Annotated in this window: 14 protein-coding genes and 1 tRNA gene; 5 read left to right on the top strand and 10 right to left on the bottom strand. The window is 74.3% G+C overall.

What is annotated here, in order from left to right; genetic code table 11:
• Nucleotides 1–43: 43 nt before the first annotated feature.
• Nucleotides 44–116: transfer RNA gene (locus EDD39_RS33270), tRNA-Arg, on the bottom strand.
• 731 nt (nt 117–847) lie between these two features.
• On the opposite strand from EDD39_RS33270, the gene EDD39_RS42365 reads away from it, so the two are divergent.
• From EDD39_RS42365 to EDD39_RS33245, 5 genes are all read left to right on the top strand, one after another.
• The gene (locus tag EDD39_RS42365; protein ID WP_279638461.1) at nt 848–1486 is read left to right on the top strand and encodes a single-stranded DNA-binding protein; all 639 of its coding nucleotides are present in this window, start codon (nt 848–850) and stop codon (nt 1484–1486) included.
• A 271-nt stretch (nt 1487–1757) separates the two neighbouring features.
• A complete protein-coding gene (locus EDD39_RS33260) occupies nt 1758–3188 on the top strand; it encodes a Cys-Gln thioester bond-forming surface protein (protein ID WP_123563130.1) in 1431 nt (476 codons plus the stop codon).
• 216 nt (nt 3189–3404) lie between these two features.
• Entirely contained in the window at nt 3405–5069 is a 1665-nt protein-coding gene (gene ettA, locus EDD39_RS33255) for an energy-dependent translational throttle protein EttA (protein WP_030463258.1), read from the top strand.
• 114 nt (nt 5070–5183) lie between these two features.
• Nucleotides 5184–5630 carry an acyl-CoA thioesterase gene (locus EDD39_RS33250; RefSeq protein ID WP_123563128.1) on the top strand — a complete coding sequence of 149 codons (447 nt, stop codon included), beginning with the start codon at nt 5184–5186 and terminating at the stop codon, nt 5628–5630.
• A 60-nt stretch (nt 5631–5690) separates the two neighbouring features.
• A complete protein-coding gene (locus tag EDD39_RS33245) occupies nt 5691–6383 on the top strand; it encodes a DUF8010 domain-containing protein (RefSeq protein ID WP_123563125.1) in 693 nt (230 codons plus the stop codon).
• A 74-nt stretch (nt 6384–6457) separates the two neighbouring features.
• On the opposite strand, the gene EDD39_RS33240 is transcribed toward EDD39_RS33245, so the two are convergent.
• The 9 genes from EDD39_RS33240 to EDD39_RS33200 form a co-directional block, all read right to left on the bottom strand.
• Nucleotides 6458–6868, bottom strand: coding sequence for a globin (locus tag EDD39_RS33240; protein WP_123563123.1), 411 nt, complete (start codon nt 6866–6868; stop codon nt 6458–6460).
• A gap of 79 nt (nt 6869–6947) precedes the next feature.
• A complete protein-coding gene (locus EDD39_RS33235) occupies nt 6948–8075 on the bottom strand; it encodes an ABC transporter permease (RefSeq protein WP_123563121.1) in 1128 nt (375 codons plus the stop codon).
• Nucleotides 8072–8989, bottom strand: coding sequence for an ABC transporter ATP-binding protein (locus EDD39_RS33230; RefSeq protein WP_030463263.1), 918 nt, complete (start codon nt 8987–8989; stop codon nt 8072–8074). The genes EDD39_RS33235 and EDD39_RS33230 overlap by 4 nt, the downstream gene beginning before the upstream one ends.
• Nucleotides 8990–9160: 171 nt before the next feature.
• The gene (locus tag EDD39_RS42360; protein ID WP_123563119.1) at nt 9161–10648 is read right to left on the bottom strand and encodes an FHA domain-containing protein; all 1488 of its coding nucleotides are present in this window, start codon (nt 10646–10648) and stop codon (nt 9161–9163) included.
• Between the two features lie 43 nt (nt 10649–10691).
• A complete protein-coding gene (locus tag EDD39_RS33220) occupies nt 10692–12020 on the bottom strand; it encodes a vWA domain-containing protein (protein WP_123563117.1) in 1329 nt (442 codons plus the stop codon).
• A gap of 41 nt (nt 12021–12061) precedes the next feature.
• Nucleotides 12062–13285, bottom strand: a complete 1224-nt coding sequence (locus EDD39_RS33215; protein ID WP_123563115.1) for a PP2C family protein-serine/threonine phosphatase — start codon at nt 13283–13285, stop codon at nt 12062–12064.
• A gap of 2 nt (nt 13286–13287) precedes the next feature.
• Entirely contained in the window at nt 13288–15834 is a 2547-nt protein-coding gene (locus EDD39_RS33210) for a serine/threonine-protein kinase (protein WP_123563113.1), read from the bottom strand.
• Complete coding sequence (locus EDD39_RS33205) at nt 15827–17179, bottom strand: hypothetical protein (RefSeq protein ID WP_123563111.1); 1353 nt, start codon at nt 17177–17179, stop codon at nt 15827–15829. The genes EDD39_RS33210 and EDD39_RS33205 overlap by 8 nt, the downstream gene beginning before the upstream one ends.
• Before the next feature lie 251 nt (nt 17180–17430).
• Nucleotides 17431–18390: a glutamate ABC transporter substrate-binding protein gene (locus EDD39_RS33200; protein WP_123563108.1), complete on the bottom strand. Its 960-nt coding sequence runs from the start codon at nt 18388–18390 to the stop codon at nt 17431–17433.
• Nucleotides 18391–18397 lie beyond the last annotated feature (7 nt).

The following is an 18397-nucleotide window of genomic DNA, read 5'->3' as shown; positions in this document are numbered from 1 at the left end:
GCGTGCTCGTCCGGTGGTGACGGGGCCGGTCGGAGTGGGTGGGCGCCCCCAGCAGGATTCGAACCTGCGACCTACCGCTTAGAAGGCGGGTGCTCTATCCGCTGAGCTATGGGGGCCGGGGTGCTGACGTCGGCCCGCTTGCCGGGCCTGGGCCGGGACGGGATGTTCCGGGACAGGATACGGGTGTTCAGTTCCGCCCCCTGGACTTCGAAGACCGGACCGGGGTGTGTCGACCTCCTCGGGGCGGTCCGATAATCGCAGGTAGTGCCGGGGAGTGCAGCGGTCTACCGGCTCTCGGAGCGGGACGTTGTGCAGTCGTTACGGGGCTGCAACCCCACCCGTTATGGATTCGGCGGGGGCAATCGCCCGGAGCGGCCGGCGGGTGGGGGCGCGTTTAGGGGTTCCATCGGTTGGATGACATGGACGGGGCGAGTCGAGGGCCACCCGTTCGTGGTTTCGGGGGTGGACCCGGGGTGTCCGGAGGGTGTGCGGGCGGTCACCGGAAGGGGTGGTCGACGCGGGTGCCCGAACGGTCCTTGCGGGGGAAGGGGTGCGGGGTCGGAGCGCGGGGCGGGGCGCGGGCCGGGGTGCAGGTCGGGGCAGGGAGCGGCATTTGTCCGGGGTGGTCGTTTTGTTGTCATGGACACGGCATTGAAATGGTCGATTTTCGACCGGAAAACGATTCAATTCACTCGGGGGAGTTACTCCGGTTTTCCACAGGGCGGAGTTGTCCACAGGCGGGCGGAAGGTGCTGGTGCGGATTTCCCGGAAGGCGGAGGATCTTTCCCGGCGGGGATTCCGCCGGGAAAGGGCACCGGTCGCCGCGGCCGGGAACGGAGGAGTCGGAATGGACGAGGCACTGGTGACGATGGTCGGCAACGCCGCGTCGGGCGTGACGTACCGGGAGACGCCCGGCGGGGTGGCGGTGGCGAACTTCCGGCTCGCCGCGCGGGAGCGGCGCTACGACCGGGAGCGCGGCGACTGGACGGACGGCGGGACGACCTGGGTGACGGTGGTGGCCTGGCGGGGGCTCGCGGCCAACGTGGTCGGTTCGGTGAACAAGGGCGATCCGCTGGTGGTGAGCGGGCGACTGCGGGTCCGCGAGTGGGGGGAGGAGGGCAGCCGGCGGACGGAGGTGGAGATCGACGCCCGCTCGATCGGCCACGACCTGGCCCGGGGCACCTCGGTGTTCCGGCGCGCGCTGGAGGGCAAGTCGGCGCCGGGGCAGGGAGGTTCGGGGGCGGCCCCGGCCGGGAGCGGAACTCCCGGCGGTGCTTCCGGCGGTGGTGCGGCGGCGGCGGTGCCGGTGCTGTCGGCGGCGGGCGGGCCGCGGGCGGTGCGGCTGGTCGAGGAGGCGGTGCCGGAGTGGATCGTGGCGGCGGTCGCGGCCCGGCGCCGGGCGGAGGAGGCCGCCGCGGTCGGCGGCGGTGCGGGTGGGGCGGCCGGGGAGGGAGGTGCGGGTGTGGCGGAGGAGGTTCTGAACTGACGTAATCGGGGCACTTCTTGAGCCGGGGGGTGCAATCCTGATTGCCGCGGAGGCGCCCCGTGGCTTTATGTCGACTCATCAACTCGCCCTGCGGAAGAGCTCTTTGATAACAGAACAGCCACGAAATCGTCCTGATTCGCTACGGGCGTGAACCGGTCGGGGCGCGTCAATAGGATGCGTCTGGTCCACACACGTGCAGCGGCGCCACAGGGGGTGCCGCTTTGCAGGGGGCGGGTTGCCGAAGGCACGTCGCCGCCCGGAGGGATCGCAGATGTTCCACAAGCAGGGGCGGGTCGTCTCCCGCATAGCAGCTGTCATGCTCGCGTCGGGTCTTGCCGTCGGGTCGAGCCTGGTCGCGTCCGGTACGGCGTTCGCGGCGGACCCCTCCTCGGGTGTCACGGCGAAGCTGGACGGCGGCATCCGCTACGGCGAGAAGATCGAGCACGAGGTCCGCCCCGGTCGCTGGCTGCCGGTGACCGCCGGGCAGTTCAACCTCAAGGTGACCGGCACCGACACGATCCTGCAGGTGTACTGCATCGACCTGCTCAACGACACGCTCAAGGACGCGACCTACCACGAGACCGACTGGGCCTCGACCTCGCTGTCCCAGCCGGAGAAGGTCAAGGCCAAGGCCGGCCCGAAGATCCAGTGGCTGCTCGAGCACTCCTTCCCGAACGTCGACGAGGGCGCGCTCAGCAAGGCCTCCGGCATCGACGGCCTCACCAAGGACGACGCGGCCGCGGCCACCCAGATCGCCATCTGGCACTACTCCGACCCGAACGTGCCGACCAAGCAGAGCGACGACCACGACAAGGCCAAGAAGTTCACCGACTGGCTGATCGCCCAGGCCGACGCCAAGGGCGGCGCCGAGGAGCCGAAGCCCTCGCTCGCCCTCAACCCCGGCTCGGTGGCCGGCAAGAGCGGCGACCTGCTCGGCCCGATCACCGTCACCACCGGCGGCAGCACCGACAGCGTCACCGTCGCGCTCGACAAGAAGGGCACCGACGCGGGCGTCACCCTCGTCGACAAGAACGGCGCCGCGGTGAAGAACGCCAAGAGCGGCGACCAGCTGTTCGCCAAGGTCCCGGCCGGTGCCGCCGCCGGCACCGCGAACGTCACCGCCGACGCCACCGCCACCATCAACCTCGGCCGGGCCTTCGTCGGCGACGACAACGGCAAGCACAGCCAGACCCTGATCCTCGCCGGTACCGACAAGGTCAAGGTCAACGCCCTCGCCGCGCTGACCTGGGCGCCCAAGGGCCCGATCCCGGCCGCCACCGCCAAGGTCGACTGCACCCAGGGCGCGCTGGTCATCACCGCCACCAACAAGGGCGACCAGGACTGGACGTTCACCGTCGGCGGCAAGAACGTCACCGTGAAGCCCGGCGCCACCCAGGACGTCACCCTCCCGGTCGAGGAGGACACCGCCTACAAGTTCACCGTCACCGGCCCCGGCGGCTTCTCGCAGACCTTCAGCGGCGTGCTGAACTGCAAGACCGACAGCAACACCCTGCCGCCGGCCAGCCCGTCGGCGACCCCGTCCACCGCCCCGTCGCCCAGCCCGACCGGCCCGGAGCTGGCCTCCACCGGCGGCGGCATGGGCTCCGGCCTGACCGCCGCGCTGGCCGGCGTGCTGCTCGTCGCCGGCGGTGCCGCGGTCTACGGCATGCGCCGCCGCGGCCGCCACAGCCGCACCTCCTGAACCACCAGCTGAACCCCGTCCGGCGCCCGCGCCGGACGGGGAACGGCCCCGCCGCCCGGAGCCGGGCGGCGGGGCCGTTCGCATGACGGGCGCCCGCAGCCGGCGGCCCGGCGGGGCCGCGGGCGCCAGGGAGCGGCGTTCGGGTCGGCCCCGGCCTTACGGCACAATGGAAGGCTGCAAGCCGATTACTCACGACGACGCCGGAGCGATCTCAACGTGGCGGAATACATCTACACCATGCGCAAGGTGCGCAAGGCACACGGCGACAAGGTCATCCTTGACGACGTGACGCTCAGCTTCCTCCCCGGGGCGAAGATCGGCGTCGTCGGCCCCAACGGCGCCGGTAAGTCGACCGTGCTGCGGATGATGGCGGGCCTCGACCAGCCCTCCAACGGCGACGCCTTCCTCTCGCCGGGCTTCACCGTCGGCATGCTCCAGCAGGAGCCCCCGCTCGACGAGTCCAAGAACGTCCTGGAGAACGTCCAGGACGGCGTCAAGGAGACCAAGGCCAAGCTCGACCGGTTCAACGAGATCGCCGAGCTGATGGCGACCGACTACTCCGACGAGCTGCTCGCCGAGATGGGCACCCTCCAGGAGGACCTGGACCACGCCAACGCCTGGGACCTCGACGCCCAGCTCGAGCAGGCCATGGACGCGCTGGGCTGCCCGCCCGGCGACTGGCCGGTCACCAAGCTCTCCGGCGGCGAGAAGCGCCGCGTGGCGCTGTGCAAGCTGCTGCTCGAGCAGCCCGACCTGCTGCTGCTCGACGAGCCCACCAACCACCTGGACGCCGAGTCGGTGAACTGGCTGGAGCAGCACCTCGAGAAGTACCCCGGCACCGTCGTCGCCGTCACCCACGACCGGTACTTCCTGGACAACGTCGCCGAGTGGATCCTCGAGCTCGACCGCGGCCGCGCCTACCCGTACGAGGGCAACTACTCCACCTACCTGGAGACCAAGCAGACCCGTCTCAAGGTCGAGGGCCAGAAGGACGCCAAGCGCGCCAAGCGGCTCAAGGAAGAGCTGGAGTGGGTCCGCTCCAACGCCAAGGGCCGCCAGGCCAAGTCGAAGGCCCGCCTCGCCCGCTACGAGGAGATGGCGGCCGAGGCCGACAAGATGCGGAAGCTGGACTTCGAGGAGATCCAGATCCCGCCGGGCCCGCGCCTGGGCAGCGTCGTCATCGAGGTCGACAAGCTCCAGAAGGCCTTCGGCGACAAGGTCCTGATCGACGACCTCAGCTTCACCCTGCCGCGCAACGGCATCGTCGGCGTGATCGGCCCCAACGGCGCGGGCAAGACCACCCTGTTCAAGATGCTCCAGGACCTGGAGACGCCGGACGGCGGCACGGTCAAGGTCGGCGAGACCGTCAAGATCAGCTACGTCGACCAGACCCGCTCCAACATCGACCCGAAGAAGACCCTGTGGGAGGTCGTCTCCGACGGCCTCGACTGGATCAACGTCGGCCAGGTCGAGATGCCGTCCCGGGCCTACGTGTCCGCGTTCGGCTTCAAGGGCCCGGACCAGCAGAAGCCGGCCGGGGTGCTCTCCGGCGGTGAGCGCAACCGCCTCAACCTGGCGCTGACCCTCAAGCAGGGCGGCAACCTGCTGCTCCTCGACGAGCCGACCAACGACCTCGACGTCGAGACCCTGTCCTCGCTGGAGAACGCGCTGCTGGAGTTCCCCGGCTGCGCCGTGGTCATCTCCCACGACCGCTGGTTCCTGGACCGGGTGGCCACCCACATCCTCGCCTACGAGGGCGAGAGCAAGTGGTTCTGGTTCGAGGGCAACTTCGAGTCCTACGAGAAGAACAAGGTCGAGCGCCTGGGCGCGGACGCCGCCCGCCCGCACCGCGCGAGCTACAAGAAGCTGACCCGCGGCTGACACCGGGGCGCAACGTCGGCCCGGCAGACTGCCCCCGCGGGCGGGCTGCCGGGCCGCCGCCCGTAGGCTGCCCAGCAGGGTACCTCCGGGTACAGAGAATTCGAGGAGAACACCGTGGCTCGCCACATCTACGCCTGCCCCCTGCGGTGGTCCGACATGGACGCCTTCGGCCACGTCAACAACGTGGTCTTCCTGCGCTACCTGGAGGAGGCCCGGATCGACTTCATGTTCACCCGGGCCGCCGAGGCCGGGGCCGGGGAGTTCGCGGGCGGCTCCGTGGTGGCGCGCCACGAGATCGACTACAAGCGGCCGCTGGTGCACCGCCCCGAGCCGGTCACCATCGAGACCTGGGTGACGAAGATCGGCGGCGCCTCGCTGACCGTCTCCTACGAGATCAAGGACGTCGCCGCCGACGGCACCGAGACGGTCTACGTCACCGCCTCCACCGTGGTCGTCCCCTACAACCTCGCCGAGGCCCGCCCGCGCCGGATCAGCCCGGTCGAGCGGGAGTTCCTGAGCCGGTTCACCGACGAGCAGCCGGCCGACTGCGCCGCCGCCTGACCGCGCCCGCCGCCCCGTCGAAGTCCCGCCGAAGTCCCGTCCGAGAAACGAGCTGAACCGGTGACCGTGCAGACCCGACTCGACCTCGCCGACCGGCAGGAGGCCGCCGACCTGGCCGCCTTCCTCGGCCGGCTGCTGCGCTTCGACCGGGCCGCGGCGGTCCGCCTCCAGGCGGTGCCGGGCGCGGACGGCGGCGGGGTGCTGGCGGTGTTCGGGCGGCTGCCGCTCGGCGGCTCCGCGGTCCTCGCGGTGCGCACCGTGCGGCTGGCCGGGCTGGACGGGTCGGCCGACCTGACCGTCTCCGCCGGGCAGTTGCTGGAGTCGGTGGACGAGCCGGGCGCCGGGCTCGGGCTGCCCGCGCCCGTCACCGGACCGGCCTGGGCCGGGCTGCTCCCGCCGCGCTCCGGCTGGCGGCCGCTCGGGCGGCCCCCGGTCGAGCGGGTGGTGGGCGAAGTGCTCGCCGCCGTCGCGGAGTTCAAGCGGCGCACCGCCGAGGTGCCGGAGCACCACCGGACCAGGCAGGCGGTCGACGCGATCGCCGACGAGATCTGGTCCCGGCCGCTGGCGGCCGCCGAGGGCCTGCCGCTGCGGGCCGCGCACGCCGCCCACGCGATCGGGTTCCTGCGGCCCGGCGCCGAGCTCGCCGCCCACCGGGCCGGGGCCTGGCTGCGGCTGGACGCGCCCGCCGGGTCCGTCGCGCTGCGCACCGCCGCCGCGCCCGGCGCGGGCCTGGGGCTCAGCCCGCTGCGCTGAGGACGCCCCGGGAGGGCCTCCCGGGAGGGCGCCCCGGGGAGGACGCCCCGGGGAGGACGCCCGGGGAGGGCCGCTCAGCCCGCGGTGTTGACCATCGAGGCGGCGGCGTACGTCAGGTAGTTCCACAGCTCGCGGTCGGCCTCGGCGGGCAGCGCCAGCTCGTCCAGGGCGGCGCGCATGTGTCCCAGCCAGGCGTCGTGGGCGGCCCGGTCGACCCGGAACGGGGCGTGCCGCATCCGCAGCCGGGGGTGGCCGCGGTGCTCGCTGTAGGTGCGCGGACCGCCCCAGTACTGCATCAGGAACAGCGCGAAGCGCTCCTCGGCGGGGCCGAGGTCCTCCTCCGGGTACATCGGGCGCAGCAGCTCGTCCTGGGCGACACCGCGGTAGAAGAGGTGCACCAGCCGGCGGAAGGTCTCCTCGCCGCCGACCTGGTCGTAGAAGGTCTCCTCTGGTGCGGTGGTGGTCTTGCGCCCGGTGTCAGTCACCCGTCCATGGTCGCAGACGCCGACGGGGGCCGTACACCGGGACTTCCGGCGTACGACCCCCGTCCCGGGGCGGCGGCGGCTACGCGTCGTCCCAGTTGAAGAAACGCCAGGCCACGGCGCACAGCACCGCGGTGAAGGCGAGCAGGATGCCCATCGCGGGCAGCGCGTCGGCGAGGCCGCCGCCCTGGCTGAGCACCGACTTGGCGGGCACGATCAGGTAGCGCAGCGGCAGCGCCCGGGAGATGTCCTGCAGCCAGCTCGGGGCGAAGTCCAGCGGGATGAACGCGCCGCCGAGGAAGGACATCGGCAGGATGATCAGCTGGTTCATGCCGTTCGCCGACTCCTCGGTCTTCGCCAGCGAGCCGGTGACCAGGCCGATCGACATGAACGCCAGGGTGGCGCAGACCACCAGCGGCAGCACCAGCCACCAGTTGCCGGTGAGCTTCAGCCCGAAGTAGTCGATCTGCGCGACCATCAGGAACAGCCCGGTCTGGGCGAGCGCGACCAGCACGCTGACCAGTACCCGGGCGCCGACGATGGTGCCCGCCGAGATGGGCGCCAGCCGCAGGCGGCGCAGCACCCGCTTCTTGCGCCAGGTGACCAGGGTGAAGGACGCGCCGTACACCGCGCCCATGGCGACGGCGTAGGCGAGCAGGCCCGGGGTCAGGTACTGGATCGGCTTGGTGGAGTCGTCCTCGACCTTGGAGGCGTCCAGGGTGTACTTCGCCGGGGCGTTCGCGGCCGCCTGGTTGGCGCCGTCCACCAGGGAGTTGACGATGCCCTGCACGGTGGCGGACTTGACCTGGTCGGCCTGGCTGAAGCGGAGCACCAGGGTGCCGTCCGGGCCCTCCGCGACCAGGCCGTCCAGGTCGCCCTTCCTGACCTTGGCGAGGGCGTCGGCCTCGTCCAGGCCGGTGGTGATCTCCAGTGCGTCCAGCGCGCCCGCGGCGTGCGCCTTGGCGTCGTCCAGCACCTTGACCTGGCCGATCTCGGCGACCTTGACGTGCGAGGTGCCGCCGCCCTTGTAGAGGACGCCGAACAGCAGCAGGAACATCAGCGGCAGCGCGAGGGTGAAGAACAGGGTGCCCTTGTCGCGCAGGAAGCCCAGCAGCATCACCCGGGACAGGCCGACGAAGGCGTTGGCCTTCTCCTGGCCCGCGGCGGCCGGGGCGGGTGCGGGGGCCGGGGGCCGTTCGGTGGCGGTCATGCCCGGTACTCCCGTCCGGTCAGCTGGAGGAAGACGTCCTCCAGGGTGGCGCCGCGGACCTCGAGGCCGCGCAGGGCGTTCTGCTCGGCCAGCACGGCGAGCACCGGCCCGGGCTCGGCGGTGGACAGCGCCAGCGTGACGCTGTCGTCCTCCAGGTTGGCGTACACCGCGCCCGCGGCGGCGAGCAGTTCGCGCACCCGGTCGACGGCCAGCTGCCCGGACTCGATCCGGACCCTGACGGTGTCGTCGATCTCGCGGACCAGCGCGGCGGGGGCGCCGGTCTTCAGCACCTTGCCGTGGTCCATCACCGCGACGCGGTCGCAGAGGATCTCCGCCTCGTCCAGGTAGTGGGTGGTCAGGACCACGGTGCGGCCCTCGGCGTTGATGTCGCGCAGCAGGTCCCACAGGTTGCGGCGGGCCTGCGGGTCGAGGCCGGTGGTCGGCTCGTCCAGGAACACCAGCTCCGGGTCGTGCACCAGCGCGCAGGCGATCGACAGGCGCTGGGCCTGGCCGCCGGACATCTTGTCGGTCAGCACGTTCGCGGACTCCGTCAGCCCGACCCGCTCCAGCATCGCGTCGGCCGCCTTCGGGCCGATGCCGTAGAACGAGGCGAAGGTGCGGATGGTCTCGCGCGCGCTCAGCTTGTTGAAGAACGCGGAGGCCTGGAACTGCACGCCGATCCGCGGCAGCAGCTTAGGGTTGCGCGGCCACGGCGACAGGCCGAGCAGCTCGACCCGCCCCTCGTCCGCCTCCCGGATGCCCTCCAGGATCTCCAACGTGGTGGTCTTGCCCGCACCGTTCGGTCCGAGCAGGCCGTAGAACTCGCCAGTCCGGACGGAGAGCGAGACTCCGTCGACGGCCTGGACATCCCCGTACCGCTTCCGGATCCCGTCCGCGGTTATTGCATCACTCATGGGGCGAAGCGTAGGGGGTGGGGGCGCGCCGGACGAGGGCTTCTGTGCGAATTCTGAGCTTTCCGCTTCCGAGCTTTCCGCGCCGACCGGGTGCGGGCGGCGGCCCCGGCCCGGGGAGCGAACTCCCCGGGCCGGGGCCGGTGGTGAGGTGCCGTCAGGACGGGCGGGGCGTCAGGCCAGGTGCACCGTGATGGTGGTCCAGGCGCCGACGTGGATCCGGTCGCCGTCGTTCAGCGGGATCGCGGTGTGCGGCGGCAGGGTGTCCGGGCCGCCGTTCATGGTGGTGCCGTTGGTGGAGTCCTGGTCGACCACCACCCAGCTGCCGTCCGGCTGTTCGGCCAGCAGCGCGTGGTGGTGCGAGGCGCCCGGGTCCTCCGGGGCGACCGACAGGTCGATCTCCGGCACGGTGCCGCGCTGCTGGCTGCGCCGCCCGATCCGCAGCTGGCCCCGGCCGGTCAGCGGGACCCGGCGCTCCGAGGTGTACTGCGGGAAGTACAGGCCGGCCGCCTCCGGGCCGCTGCGGGTCATCATGTCGGTGAAGTACTCGTGGTCCGGCGCCACCACGGCGAACCAGGTGCCGCGCTGCGCCGCGCCGCCGCCCGGCTGCCCGGGCGGGGTGAGCCGGAAGGACGTCCCGGAGTCCGGGCCCTGGCCCGGCTGCGGCCGGCCGCCCGCCGGGGGAGCGGACGGCTCGGCGTACACCGGGCCGGTGCGCTCGTAGTCGACGTCCGGGAACCCCGCGGCCGGGGGCTTCTCGAACGACGGCGCGGCCGGCCCGCCCGGGGCGGCCTGCGCGGCCGGGTAGCCGGGGCGCTCGTACGGCGAGGGCTGCTGCGGCTGCGGACGCTCGTACGGGGACTGCGGCGGCTGCGGGGCGGGCGGCTGCTGCTCGTACGGGGGCCGCTGCTGCTCGTAGGGCGACTGCGGCTGGGGCTGCGGCGGCTGCGGGCGCTCGTACGGCGAGGGCGCCGGCGGGTCGAACGCGGTCGGCGGGGCCGGGGGCGCGGCGGCGGGCGGCGGGAAGCCGTAGCCCTGCTGCTGGGCCGGCGGCGGGGGCTGGTGGCCCGGCGGCGCGGCCGGCGGCTGCTGGCCGAACGGGGCGGCCGGGGCGGGCGCGGCGCCCGGCGGGCGGGCGGAGGTGGCCAGGTTGTAGTCGTAGCCGCACTCCTCGCAGTACCGGCCGCTCTGCGGGCTGCGGCAGATCGGGCAGGTGACCAGGCCCGCGGTCGGCGGGGGCGGCGGGGCGCCGTACGGTCCGGGCGCGCCGGGGGCGCCCGCGGCGGGCCCGGTGGGGGTGCCGGCGGGCGGCGTCGGGGTGCGGCGCGGCTCGAAGTAGCCGCCGCCACCGGCGGGGGTGCCGGACGGCGGGGTGCTGCCCGGGCCGACCGGCGGGTAGCCGGCGGAGGTGTACGGGGGCGGGCCGGGCGGGCCCGGGGGCGGTGCGGCGGGGCCGCCCGGGTAGCCCTGGGCGCCGTGCTGGCCCTGGTGGCCGGGCTGGCCCTGCTGGCCCTGGTGACCCTGGTGGCTCTGGGGGCCGGGCTGGGCCGGGCCGTTCGGGAAGCCCGGGATCGCCAGGCCGGGCGGCGGCGTCATCGGGAAGCCGCAGTAGTCGCACCAGTCCTCGGCCTGCGACTCGTGTCCCCTAGGGCAGATCGGCATCAGGTCCCCACTCCAGCAGGTTCGGGTCCGGCGGGTGTCCGGCTCACTTCTTCACGCGCACGGTCTTCGTCGACCGGGTCTCGAGTGTCATCGAGTCGGCCTCGCTCACGTTCTTACGGAACCGAACGGTACCCTCCCGTTCGTCGACCACGTCCACCACCTTCCGCAGCAGCTTGAGGGTGCCCTCGTTGCCGCTGCTGTACGCCAGCCGGACGGCGGCGCCCAGCTTGGCGCCCGCGCGCTCCAAGTCGCCCGCCCGGTGGGCCTCCAGACCGTCGCGGATCGAGTCGGCCAGCTCGGCCTGGCCGGTGTAGTGCGCGACCTGCGGGTTGATCCGGGTCGAGGAGGCCAGGTCGTCCGTCCACACGGCGCGCACCAGGCCCTGGCCGAGCACCTCGGCGGTGCCGTCGGGGTGCGGCAGGACCAGGCTGATCCGGGCGGCCAGCATCTCGTTGCCGACCGCGGCCGCCGGGACCTCCACGCACACGTGGTAGTCGCGGGACTCGTCGCCCCAGGACCCGGTCGGGTAGTCCCCGGCGCGCGTCCCCGCGTCGGTGCGGCGGTCGGTGAGGTCCTCGACGGCGGGGGCGGCCTGCTTGACGAACTTCACCCGGGCGTTGGCGGGCGTCCACACCCGCAGGGCGACGTCGGCGACCTGCTTGCCCATCGCGGCGGTCATCATCGCGCGGAAGTCCTCGGCCAGGCCGGAGGACTCGGCGACGATGTCGACGGTGCCGAGCAGCGCGGAGGAGACCTTCCGCAGCTCGGCGACCTCCCAGTCGGTGCCGACGCCGCGGCAGTCGGCGGTGAAGTACCCGGCGGCGGCGTCCAGGGCGCGCTGCAGGGCGGCGGGCTTCTCGTGCTCGTTGCGGCCGTCGGTGAGCAGGACGGCGTGCCGGATGGCCGCCTCCGGGCGGGAGGCGAACAGCTGCTGCGCCTTGGCTATCCAGGTGCCGATCGCGGTGCCGCCGGACGGCTTGAGCCGGCGCAGCGCGTCCTTGGCCTGCTCGCGGGTGTGCCGGTCGGCGACGGCCAGCCGGCCGTTGCCGGGGAAGACGTCGTTCGCCTCGTGGGTGCCCGCGACCACCGCGAAGGCCACGCCGTCGCGGAGCCCGTCGATGGCGGCGGCGGTGGCCTCGCGGGCGTGCCGCATCTTGGTGTTCGGGTACTCCATCGAGCCGGAGCAGTCGATCACCAGGACCACGGCGGCGTCCGGCCCGGGGGCGCCGATCGGGCGCCCGCCGGAGGTGCCGCCGCCGGTCGCGGTCACCGTGACGATCGCGTTGACCTCCCGGGATCCCTGGGCGAGGTACTCGTTCTGGAAGACGTCGACGTCGAACCGGGGCGCGTCGGGCTTGGACAACGAGGCCATGCGGAGAGCTCCTGTCGCGGAGGGGCGGGAGGGCGGAGGGGTCAGTTCCCGGCCGGGTCCGCGTCCGCCGCCGCGACGGGCACCACGGCGGGCGGGGCGGCGGGCACGGGCGGGACGGCGGGCGGCGCCGGCGGCGCGGGCGCGGCTGCGGCGGCGGGAGCAGCGGCGGGGACGGCCGGGCGCAGCGGGACGGTGGCGTCCGGGTCGGCGGCGCGCGGCAGCGGCACGTCGAGCAGGGTGGCGTCGTGGACGGCCGGCGCGGTCGGCGGGTCGATCGGCAGCACCGCGACGGTGATGTTGTCGTGCCCGCCGCGTTCGACCGCGAACCGCACCAACTCCTGGGCGGTGGCCAGCGGTTCGGTGCGGGCGTCGGCCCGGACGAAGAACGCCAGGTCGGTGGCGGCCTCGGCGTAGTTCCACAGGCCGTCGGTGCAGACCAGCAGCACGCCGGGGACGTGCGGGGTGAAGCTGACGGTGTGCGGGTCGAGGTCCTCGGCGTCGGCGCCGAGCCAGCCGGTGATGGCGTGCGCGCGCGGGTCGGCGTACGCCTCGGCCTCGGCCATCAGGTTGGCGGCGACCATCCGGGCCGCCCAGGAGTCGTCCTCGGTGAGCCGGTACGGCTCGGCGGACTCGCGGTCGTCGGGGATCCAGTAGGCGCGGGTGTCGCCGACCCAGCCGATGGTGACCAGGCCGCCGGAGCTGACCGCGCTGACGTAGGTGCAGGCGGGCGCGTTGCTGTGCCGGCCGTCGGGGGCGGTGCCGTCGTGGGCGAGCGCGGTGACGGCCCGGTTGGCGGCGCCGATCGCCTCGCGCATCGCCCGGTCGGGCTCGCGGCCGGAGGCCAGCGCGGCGACCAGCGAGTCGGCGGCGGCGGTGACGGCGGTGGCGGACGCCTCGTCCGGGCGGGACGAGGAGGACACCCCGTCGCAGACCACGGCGAGCACCACGGGCGTCCCGTCCGGGGCCTCGGCGGTGGCGACGGTGAACGCGTCCTCGTTGCGGTGGTGCCGCAGGCCGCGGTCGGAGACCGCCGCGACGCCGGTCAGCTCCCGCTCCTGGTGGTCGCGTTCGCGCGGCTGGGCCTGGCCGCAGCGCTGGCACCAGCCGTCCGCGAGCTCGGCGGAGCCGCAGTGCGGGCAGCTGGGCACGACGGGCAGGTCGCGCAGGGTCGGCGGCCCGGTCAGGGCGGTGCCGCAGGCCCCGCAGAACGCGTCCTGCGAGCCCAGCGGTTCGGCACAGTTCGGGCACTCGGTCTGCTGCGGCATGCTCACACCCATGTCCTGGGGCGGGCCCGGTTGGCCCGTTCCACCCACTCGATCCTCGTCTCGGCCCGGTCGGACAACCGCGCCAACATCCGGTAGGAGTGTTCCAGGGCGAGCCTCAGTTCCCGTTCCGCGGCGGGATGTCCCAGCACGGTCAGCGTGGCGGGCTTCCCGGCGGCCCCCGCCAGCACCCAGTTCAGCGCCGAGTCCAGTACCTCGACGGCGAGTTCCTCGCGCCGCCGGGCGTCCAGGGCGAGCGCCGCCAGCCGCTCGGAGCTGTCGGCGAGCTCGGCGGCCAGCGGCTCGGTGGCGGCCCGGCCGCGCAGCCGGGCCCGGACCGCGCCGATCCGGGCGGCGGTCCAGTGCGCGGAGCTCTCCGGCACCGCCTCCAGCGCGGCGACCGCGCCGTCCCGGTCGCCGTCCGCGAGCCGGACCCGGGCCAGGCCGAACGCGGCGCTCACGAAGGACCGGTCGACGGTCCCCACCAGCGCGTAGTACCCGGCGGCGGCCGCGGTCCCGCCGAGCAGCTCGGCGCAGACCGCCAGCGCCAGCTTGGGGGCGCCCTCGCCGGGGAACGCGTCGTACAGCGCCTCGAAGGAGTCGCGGGCCTCGGCGGCCCGGCCGGCCGCCAGCGCGGTCAGCGCCCGGTGCCACACCACCCGCCACTCGCCGGGGTGTTCGGCCTCCAGGGCGGCCAGCACCTCGGCGGCGGCCGCGGCCTCGCCCAGCTCCAGGTGGGCGCGCAGCACCCGCAGCCGCAGCTCGGTCGAGTCGGCGCCGGCCGCCCGGAGCACGGCCAGCGCCTCGGCGGGCGCGGCGGGCAGCGCGGCCAGCAGGCCCGCGTTCGGGTCGGCCGGGTCGGCCAGCGGCGCGGGCAGCGCCAGCGCGGCGGCCCGGGCGTCCGGCGCGTGCTCGGCCAACTCGGTGTCGACGACCCGCAGTTCCGGCCCGAACAGGGTGGACGGCGCGGGCCTGGCCTGCCCGTCCTGCAGGCTCAGCACCTCGCGCAGCACGCCGGTCAGCTGCCCGGCCATCTCCTCGGCGGAGGCGAACCGGCGGGCCGGGTCCGGGTCGGTGGCGCGCACCAGCAGGCGGTGGAAGGACTCGTAGCGGGCGAACACCTCCACCTCGTCCGGGCCCGGGAGCTCGTGCCGCCAGCGGTCGGTGTAGCCGGCGAAGTCGAAGGTCAGCACGGCCAGCGTGCGGGCCACCGTGTACAGGTCGGAGGACGGCGAGGGGCCGGCGGTGGCGATCTCCGGGGCCTGGTAGCCGACGGTGCCGTAGATCGGGCCGTCGTCGTCGTGCCGGCGGACCGCACCCAGGTCGATGATCTTGAGCATGTCGTCGGACTGGATCACGTTGTCCAGCTTGAAGTCGCAGTACACCAGCCCGCGGGCGTGCAGGTAGCCCAGCGCGGGCAGCGCCGCCAGCCCGTACGCCAGCGCCTGCTCGACCGGCAGCGGCGCGCGCCGCCCGTCCGCGGCGCGGCGCTCGTTGGCGATGTCCTTCAGTGACTTGCCGCCGACGTACTCCATCACGATGTAGCCGTCGGCGACGCCGGTCCGGGCGTCCGGGTGCTCGACGAAGTTGATGATCCGGACGATGTTCGGGTGGTCGACCTCGGCCAGGAACCGCCGCTCGGCGATCGCCACCGCCAGCGCGTCCTCGTCCCCGGTGTCCAGCAGGCCCTTGAGCACCACCCAGCGGTCGTTCACCCGCCGGTCCACCGCCAGGTAGATCCAGCCCAGGCCGCCGTGCGCCAGGCAGCCCATCACCTCGTACTGGCCGCCGACCAGGTCGCCGCGCGACAGCTTCGGGCTGAACGAGTACGGGGTGCCGCACTTGGTGCAGAAGCCCTCCGGCCGGCCCGGCCGGCCGTCCTGCTCCCGGCCCACCGGCTGGTCGCAGCGCGAGCAGAAGCGCTTGCGCTCCGGCACCTCCGGGTTCGCCAGCACCGCCTGCGCCGGGTCCTGGGTCGGCACCGGGGCGATCGCCACCAGGCCCGCACCCAGGTTGCCGCGCCGCGCGGTGCCCGTGCTGCCCCGCGAACTGCGCACCGACACCGAGCCGCCGCGCGTCGAACGGCTCGACCGGGACCGGCCGGAGGAGCCGCGGACGGAACCGGGCACGGGGGCGGACGGGGACGCCGGGGCGGACGGGGCGGAGGACGGGGACGAGGGCGCGGGGGCGGCGGTGGAGGACGTGGCGGCGAGGCCGCACTCGTCGCAGTAGCCGTCGGGGTCGACGGTGCCCGGGCAGTCCGCGCGCCCGCACGGGCCGCCGGGGGCGGCGGCGGGAGCGGCGGGAGCGCCGGGGGCGGCGGGTGCGCTGCGCTGTGCGGGGAGCCGGGCGGCGGTGGAGGACGTGGCGGCGAGGCCGCACTCGTCGCAGTAGCCGTCGGGGTCGACGGTGCCCGGGCAGTCCGCGCGCCCGCACGGGCCGCCGGGGGCGGCGGCGGTGCCGCCCCGTTCGGGGGCGAGGCCGCACTCGGTGCAGTAGCCGTCGGTGTCGATCTCCCCGGTGCAGCCCGGGCGGGCGCATGCGTCAGCCATCGGTGTCCTCCCCCTGTTCGGTGTCCTGGACCTGCGGCGCCGCCGCTTCCGGCTGGGGCTGCGGCTGCGGCTGCCGTTCGGGTGCGCGCAGCGCCTGCTGGAAGCGGCCGACCGCCTCGGCGGCCGCCCGCAGGTCGCACGGGGCGCTCCAGAGCAGCCAGCGGGCCTTCTCGAAGCGTTCGACCACCTCGGGGTCCTCGGCCAGGCCGAGCCGGGCGGCCATCGCCTTGTACGCCTCCAGCCGTCCGCGCAGCTCGGCCCGGACGGCGAGCGGCTGGGCGACCTCGGTGAGCGCCTGCCGGGCCCGGCCGAGTTCCTTGGCGGCCGCGTCCTCCAGCGCGTCCAGCAGCGGGCCGAGCCGGTGCCACTGGCCGGTCTGCTGGAACTCGACGGCTTGGCCGATCGCCTCGCGCAGCGCGGAGGGCGGGCCGGGCACGGCGGGCACCTCGGTCGCGGCGATCTTCGCCAGCACCTCGCCGCGGGCCCGGCGGGCCTCGGCGAGCGTCAGGTCGGCGCGCTGGAGCAGGTCGGCGACCTGCTGGAGCCGCTCGTGGGACTCGTCGCGCAGCCGCAGCAGGCCCTCCAACTCGACGCGCACGTCGTCCAGTTGGCGTCCCATCCGGTCGAATCCCGCGGTGTCGACGGCGCCGGTGGGGGAGGCCCAGGCCGCTCCCTCGCCGGCCCGGCCGCGCTGCGCGGGCACCCGGCTGGGCCGCCACAGCGCCAGCGGGTCGGCGACCACCAGGGCGCGCAGCGCGCCCAACTGCCGGGCCAGGTCGGCGAGGTCGTCGGCCAGCGGGTGCCCGCCGGGGCGGACCCCGACCGAGACCGCGAGCATCTGGACCCGGCCGAGCTCGGCGAGCAGCAGGTCGATCCGGGCGGGCAGCGCCGACCAGACCGCGTCGACGGCGCTCACCACCTCGACCACCACCGCGTACCAGCCGTTCATCCGCTCCAGCAGCTCGACCAGGGTGACCTGTTCGACCAGCCGGGCCGGGCCGCCGATCAGGCCCGCCTCGTCGGGCAGCCGTCCGCCGGAGACGGTCACCGAGCGGCCGGAGAGCAGTTCGCCGAGCTCGCCGAGCTCGGCGGCGGTCGGCCGGGTGCGCCGGGAGCGCACCGCGCGGGCGGAGGCCAGCGCCTCCGCGTACCGGTCGAACAGCGCCCACAGCAGGGCGACGCCGCCCTCGGCGACCGCCCAGCGCTCCCGGGTGCGCCCGGACAGTTCGGCGCCGGTCAGCAGCCGCAGACCGGGGTGGTCCTGGAGCGCCAGCAGCGCCGCCTCGACCGCGTCGCGCTCGGCACCCAGCCGGGCCAGCGCGCGGTCGACCTCCTCACGGTTCATCACCGGGCGGGTCGTTCCGGCCAACGCGGTTCCTCCTCTCGGCCACGGTCGTGGTGACGGGGCGTCGGTCCTGGGGCGGTCGGGACGACCGTCCGTGGGCCGCCAGTCTCCCCGACGCCCGGCACCGCACGGACGGCGGTCCCCCGGATTCCCGGTCCGGGACGGGAAACCGGCCCGGCCCGGCCCCGCCGCCCGTACCGCCCGCGCCGTCCGCGCCACCTGAGCTGCCCGCGCCGCCCGCGTCCGCGCGGTCACCACGGCCGGTACGGGTCGGGCACCCCCATGCTGGGCCGCAGCCAGGTGTCGTAGCTGGCCTGCCAGCCGCCGCCGCGCCACTCGACCAGCACCTGGTTGACCCAGGCGATCAGGTCGGTGTCGTCCTGGTTCATGCCCACGCCCATGTACGTGGGCAGGAAGGACTCCCCGGCCAGCTCCATGGTCTGGTCCTGGGCGACCATCGCGGCCGCCAGCGAGCTGTCCGACAGGGTGGCGTCCGCCTCGCCGAGCTCCATCAGGACCAGGCAGTCCAGCTGGTTGTCGGGCGTGACGACCGAGGCGGCGCCGTGCGCGTTCGCCTTCAGCTCGGTGTGCGAGGAGGAGTTCAGCGCCGCGCACACCCGCTTGCCGCCGAGCGCCTGCGCCACGCTGCCGGCGTGCGCGGCCTTCGGCGCGACCACCCGCTGGGAGACCTTGAAGTACGGGGCGGAGAAGGCGATCTGCTTCTTCCGCTCGCAGGTGACGGTCATCGCCCGGGCGATCAGGTCGACCTGGTGGTCCTTGAGCACGTTGATCCGGTCGGCGGTGGCGATGGTCTTCAGCACCACCTTGTCCGGGTCGCCGAGCACCGACTTGGCGACGGCGCGCGCCAGGTCGATGTCGAAGCCCTCGATCTTGCCGGTCTGCGAGTCGCGGTAGCCCCAGTTGTAGGCGCTCTGGTCGACGCCGACCACCAGGCGGCCGCGTTTGCGGATCTCCTGGATCTTCGCGCCCGCCTGCTCCCTGGGCGGCAGCGACACCCCGGTATCGCAGTCGTCCGCGGCCACCGCGTTCCCGGCCACCGCGTTCCCGGGCATCGCGTTCCCGGTCACGGCGTTCCGGGTCACCGCGTTCCCGGCCGCGCCGGCCGCCGAGCCGCCGACCCCCAGCAGGCCCGCCACCAGTGCCGCGGTCGCGGCCAGCGTTCCGGTCCTCGCCCTGCCAGCCCTGCGCATCCTTCGC

Origin of the sequence: Kitasatospora cineracea (assembly GCF_003751605.1) — a bacterium.
In the GTDB taxonomy this organism is placed as follows: domain Bacteria; phylum Actinomycetota; class Actinomycetes; order Streptomycetales; family Streptomycetaceae; genus Kitasatospora; species Kitasatospora cineracea.
The sequence above is the reverse complement of the archived record's forward strand: the minus strand, read 5'-3'. Positions and strand labels throughout refer to the sequence as shown.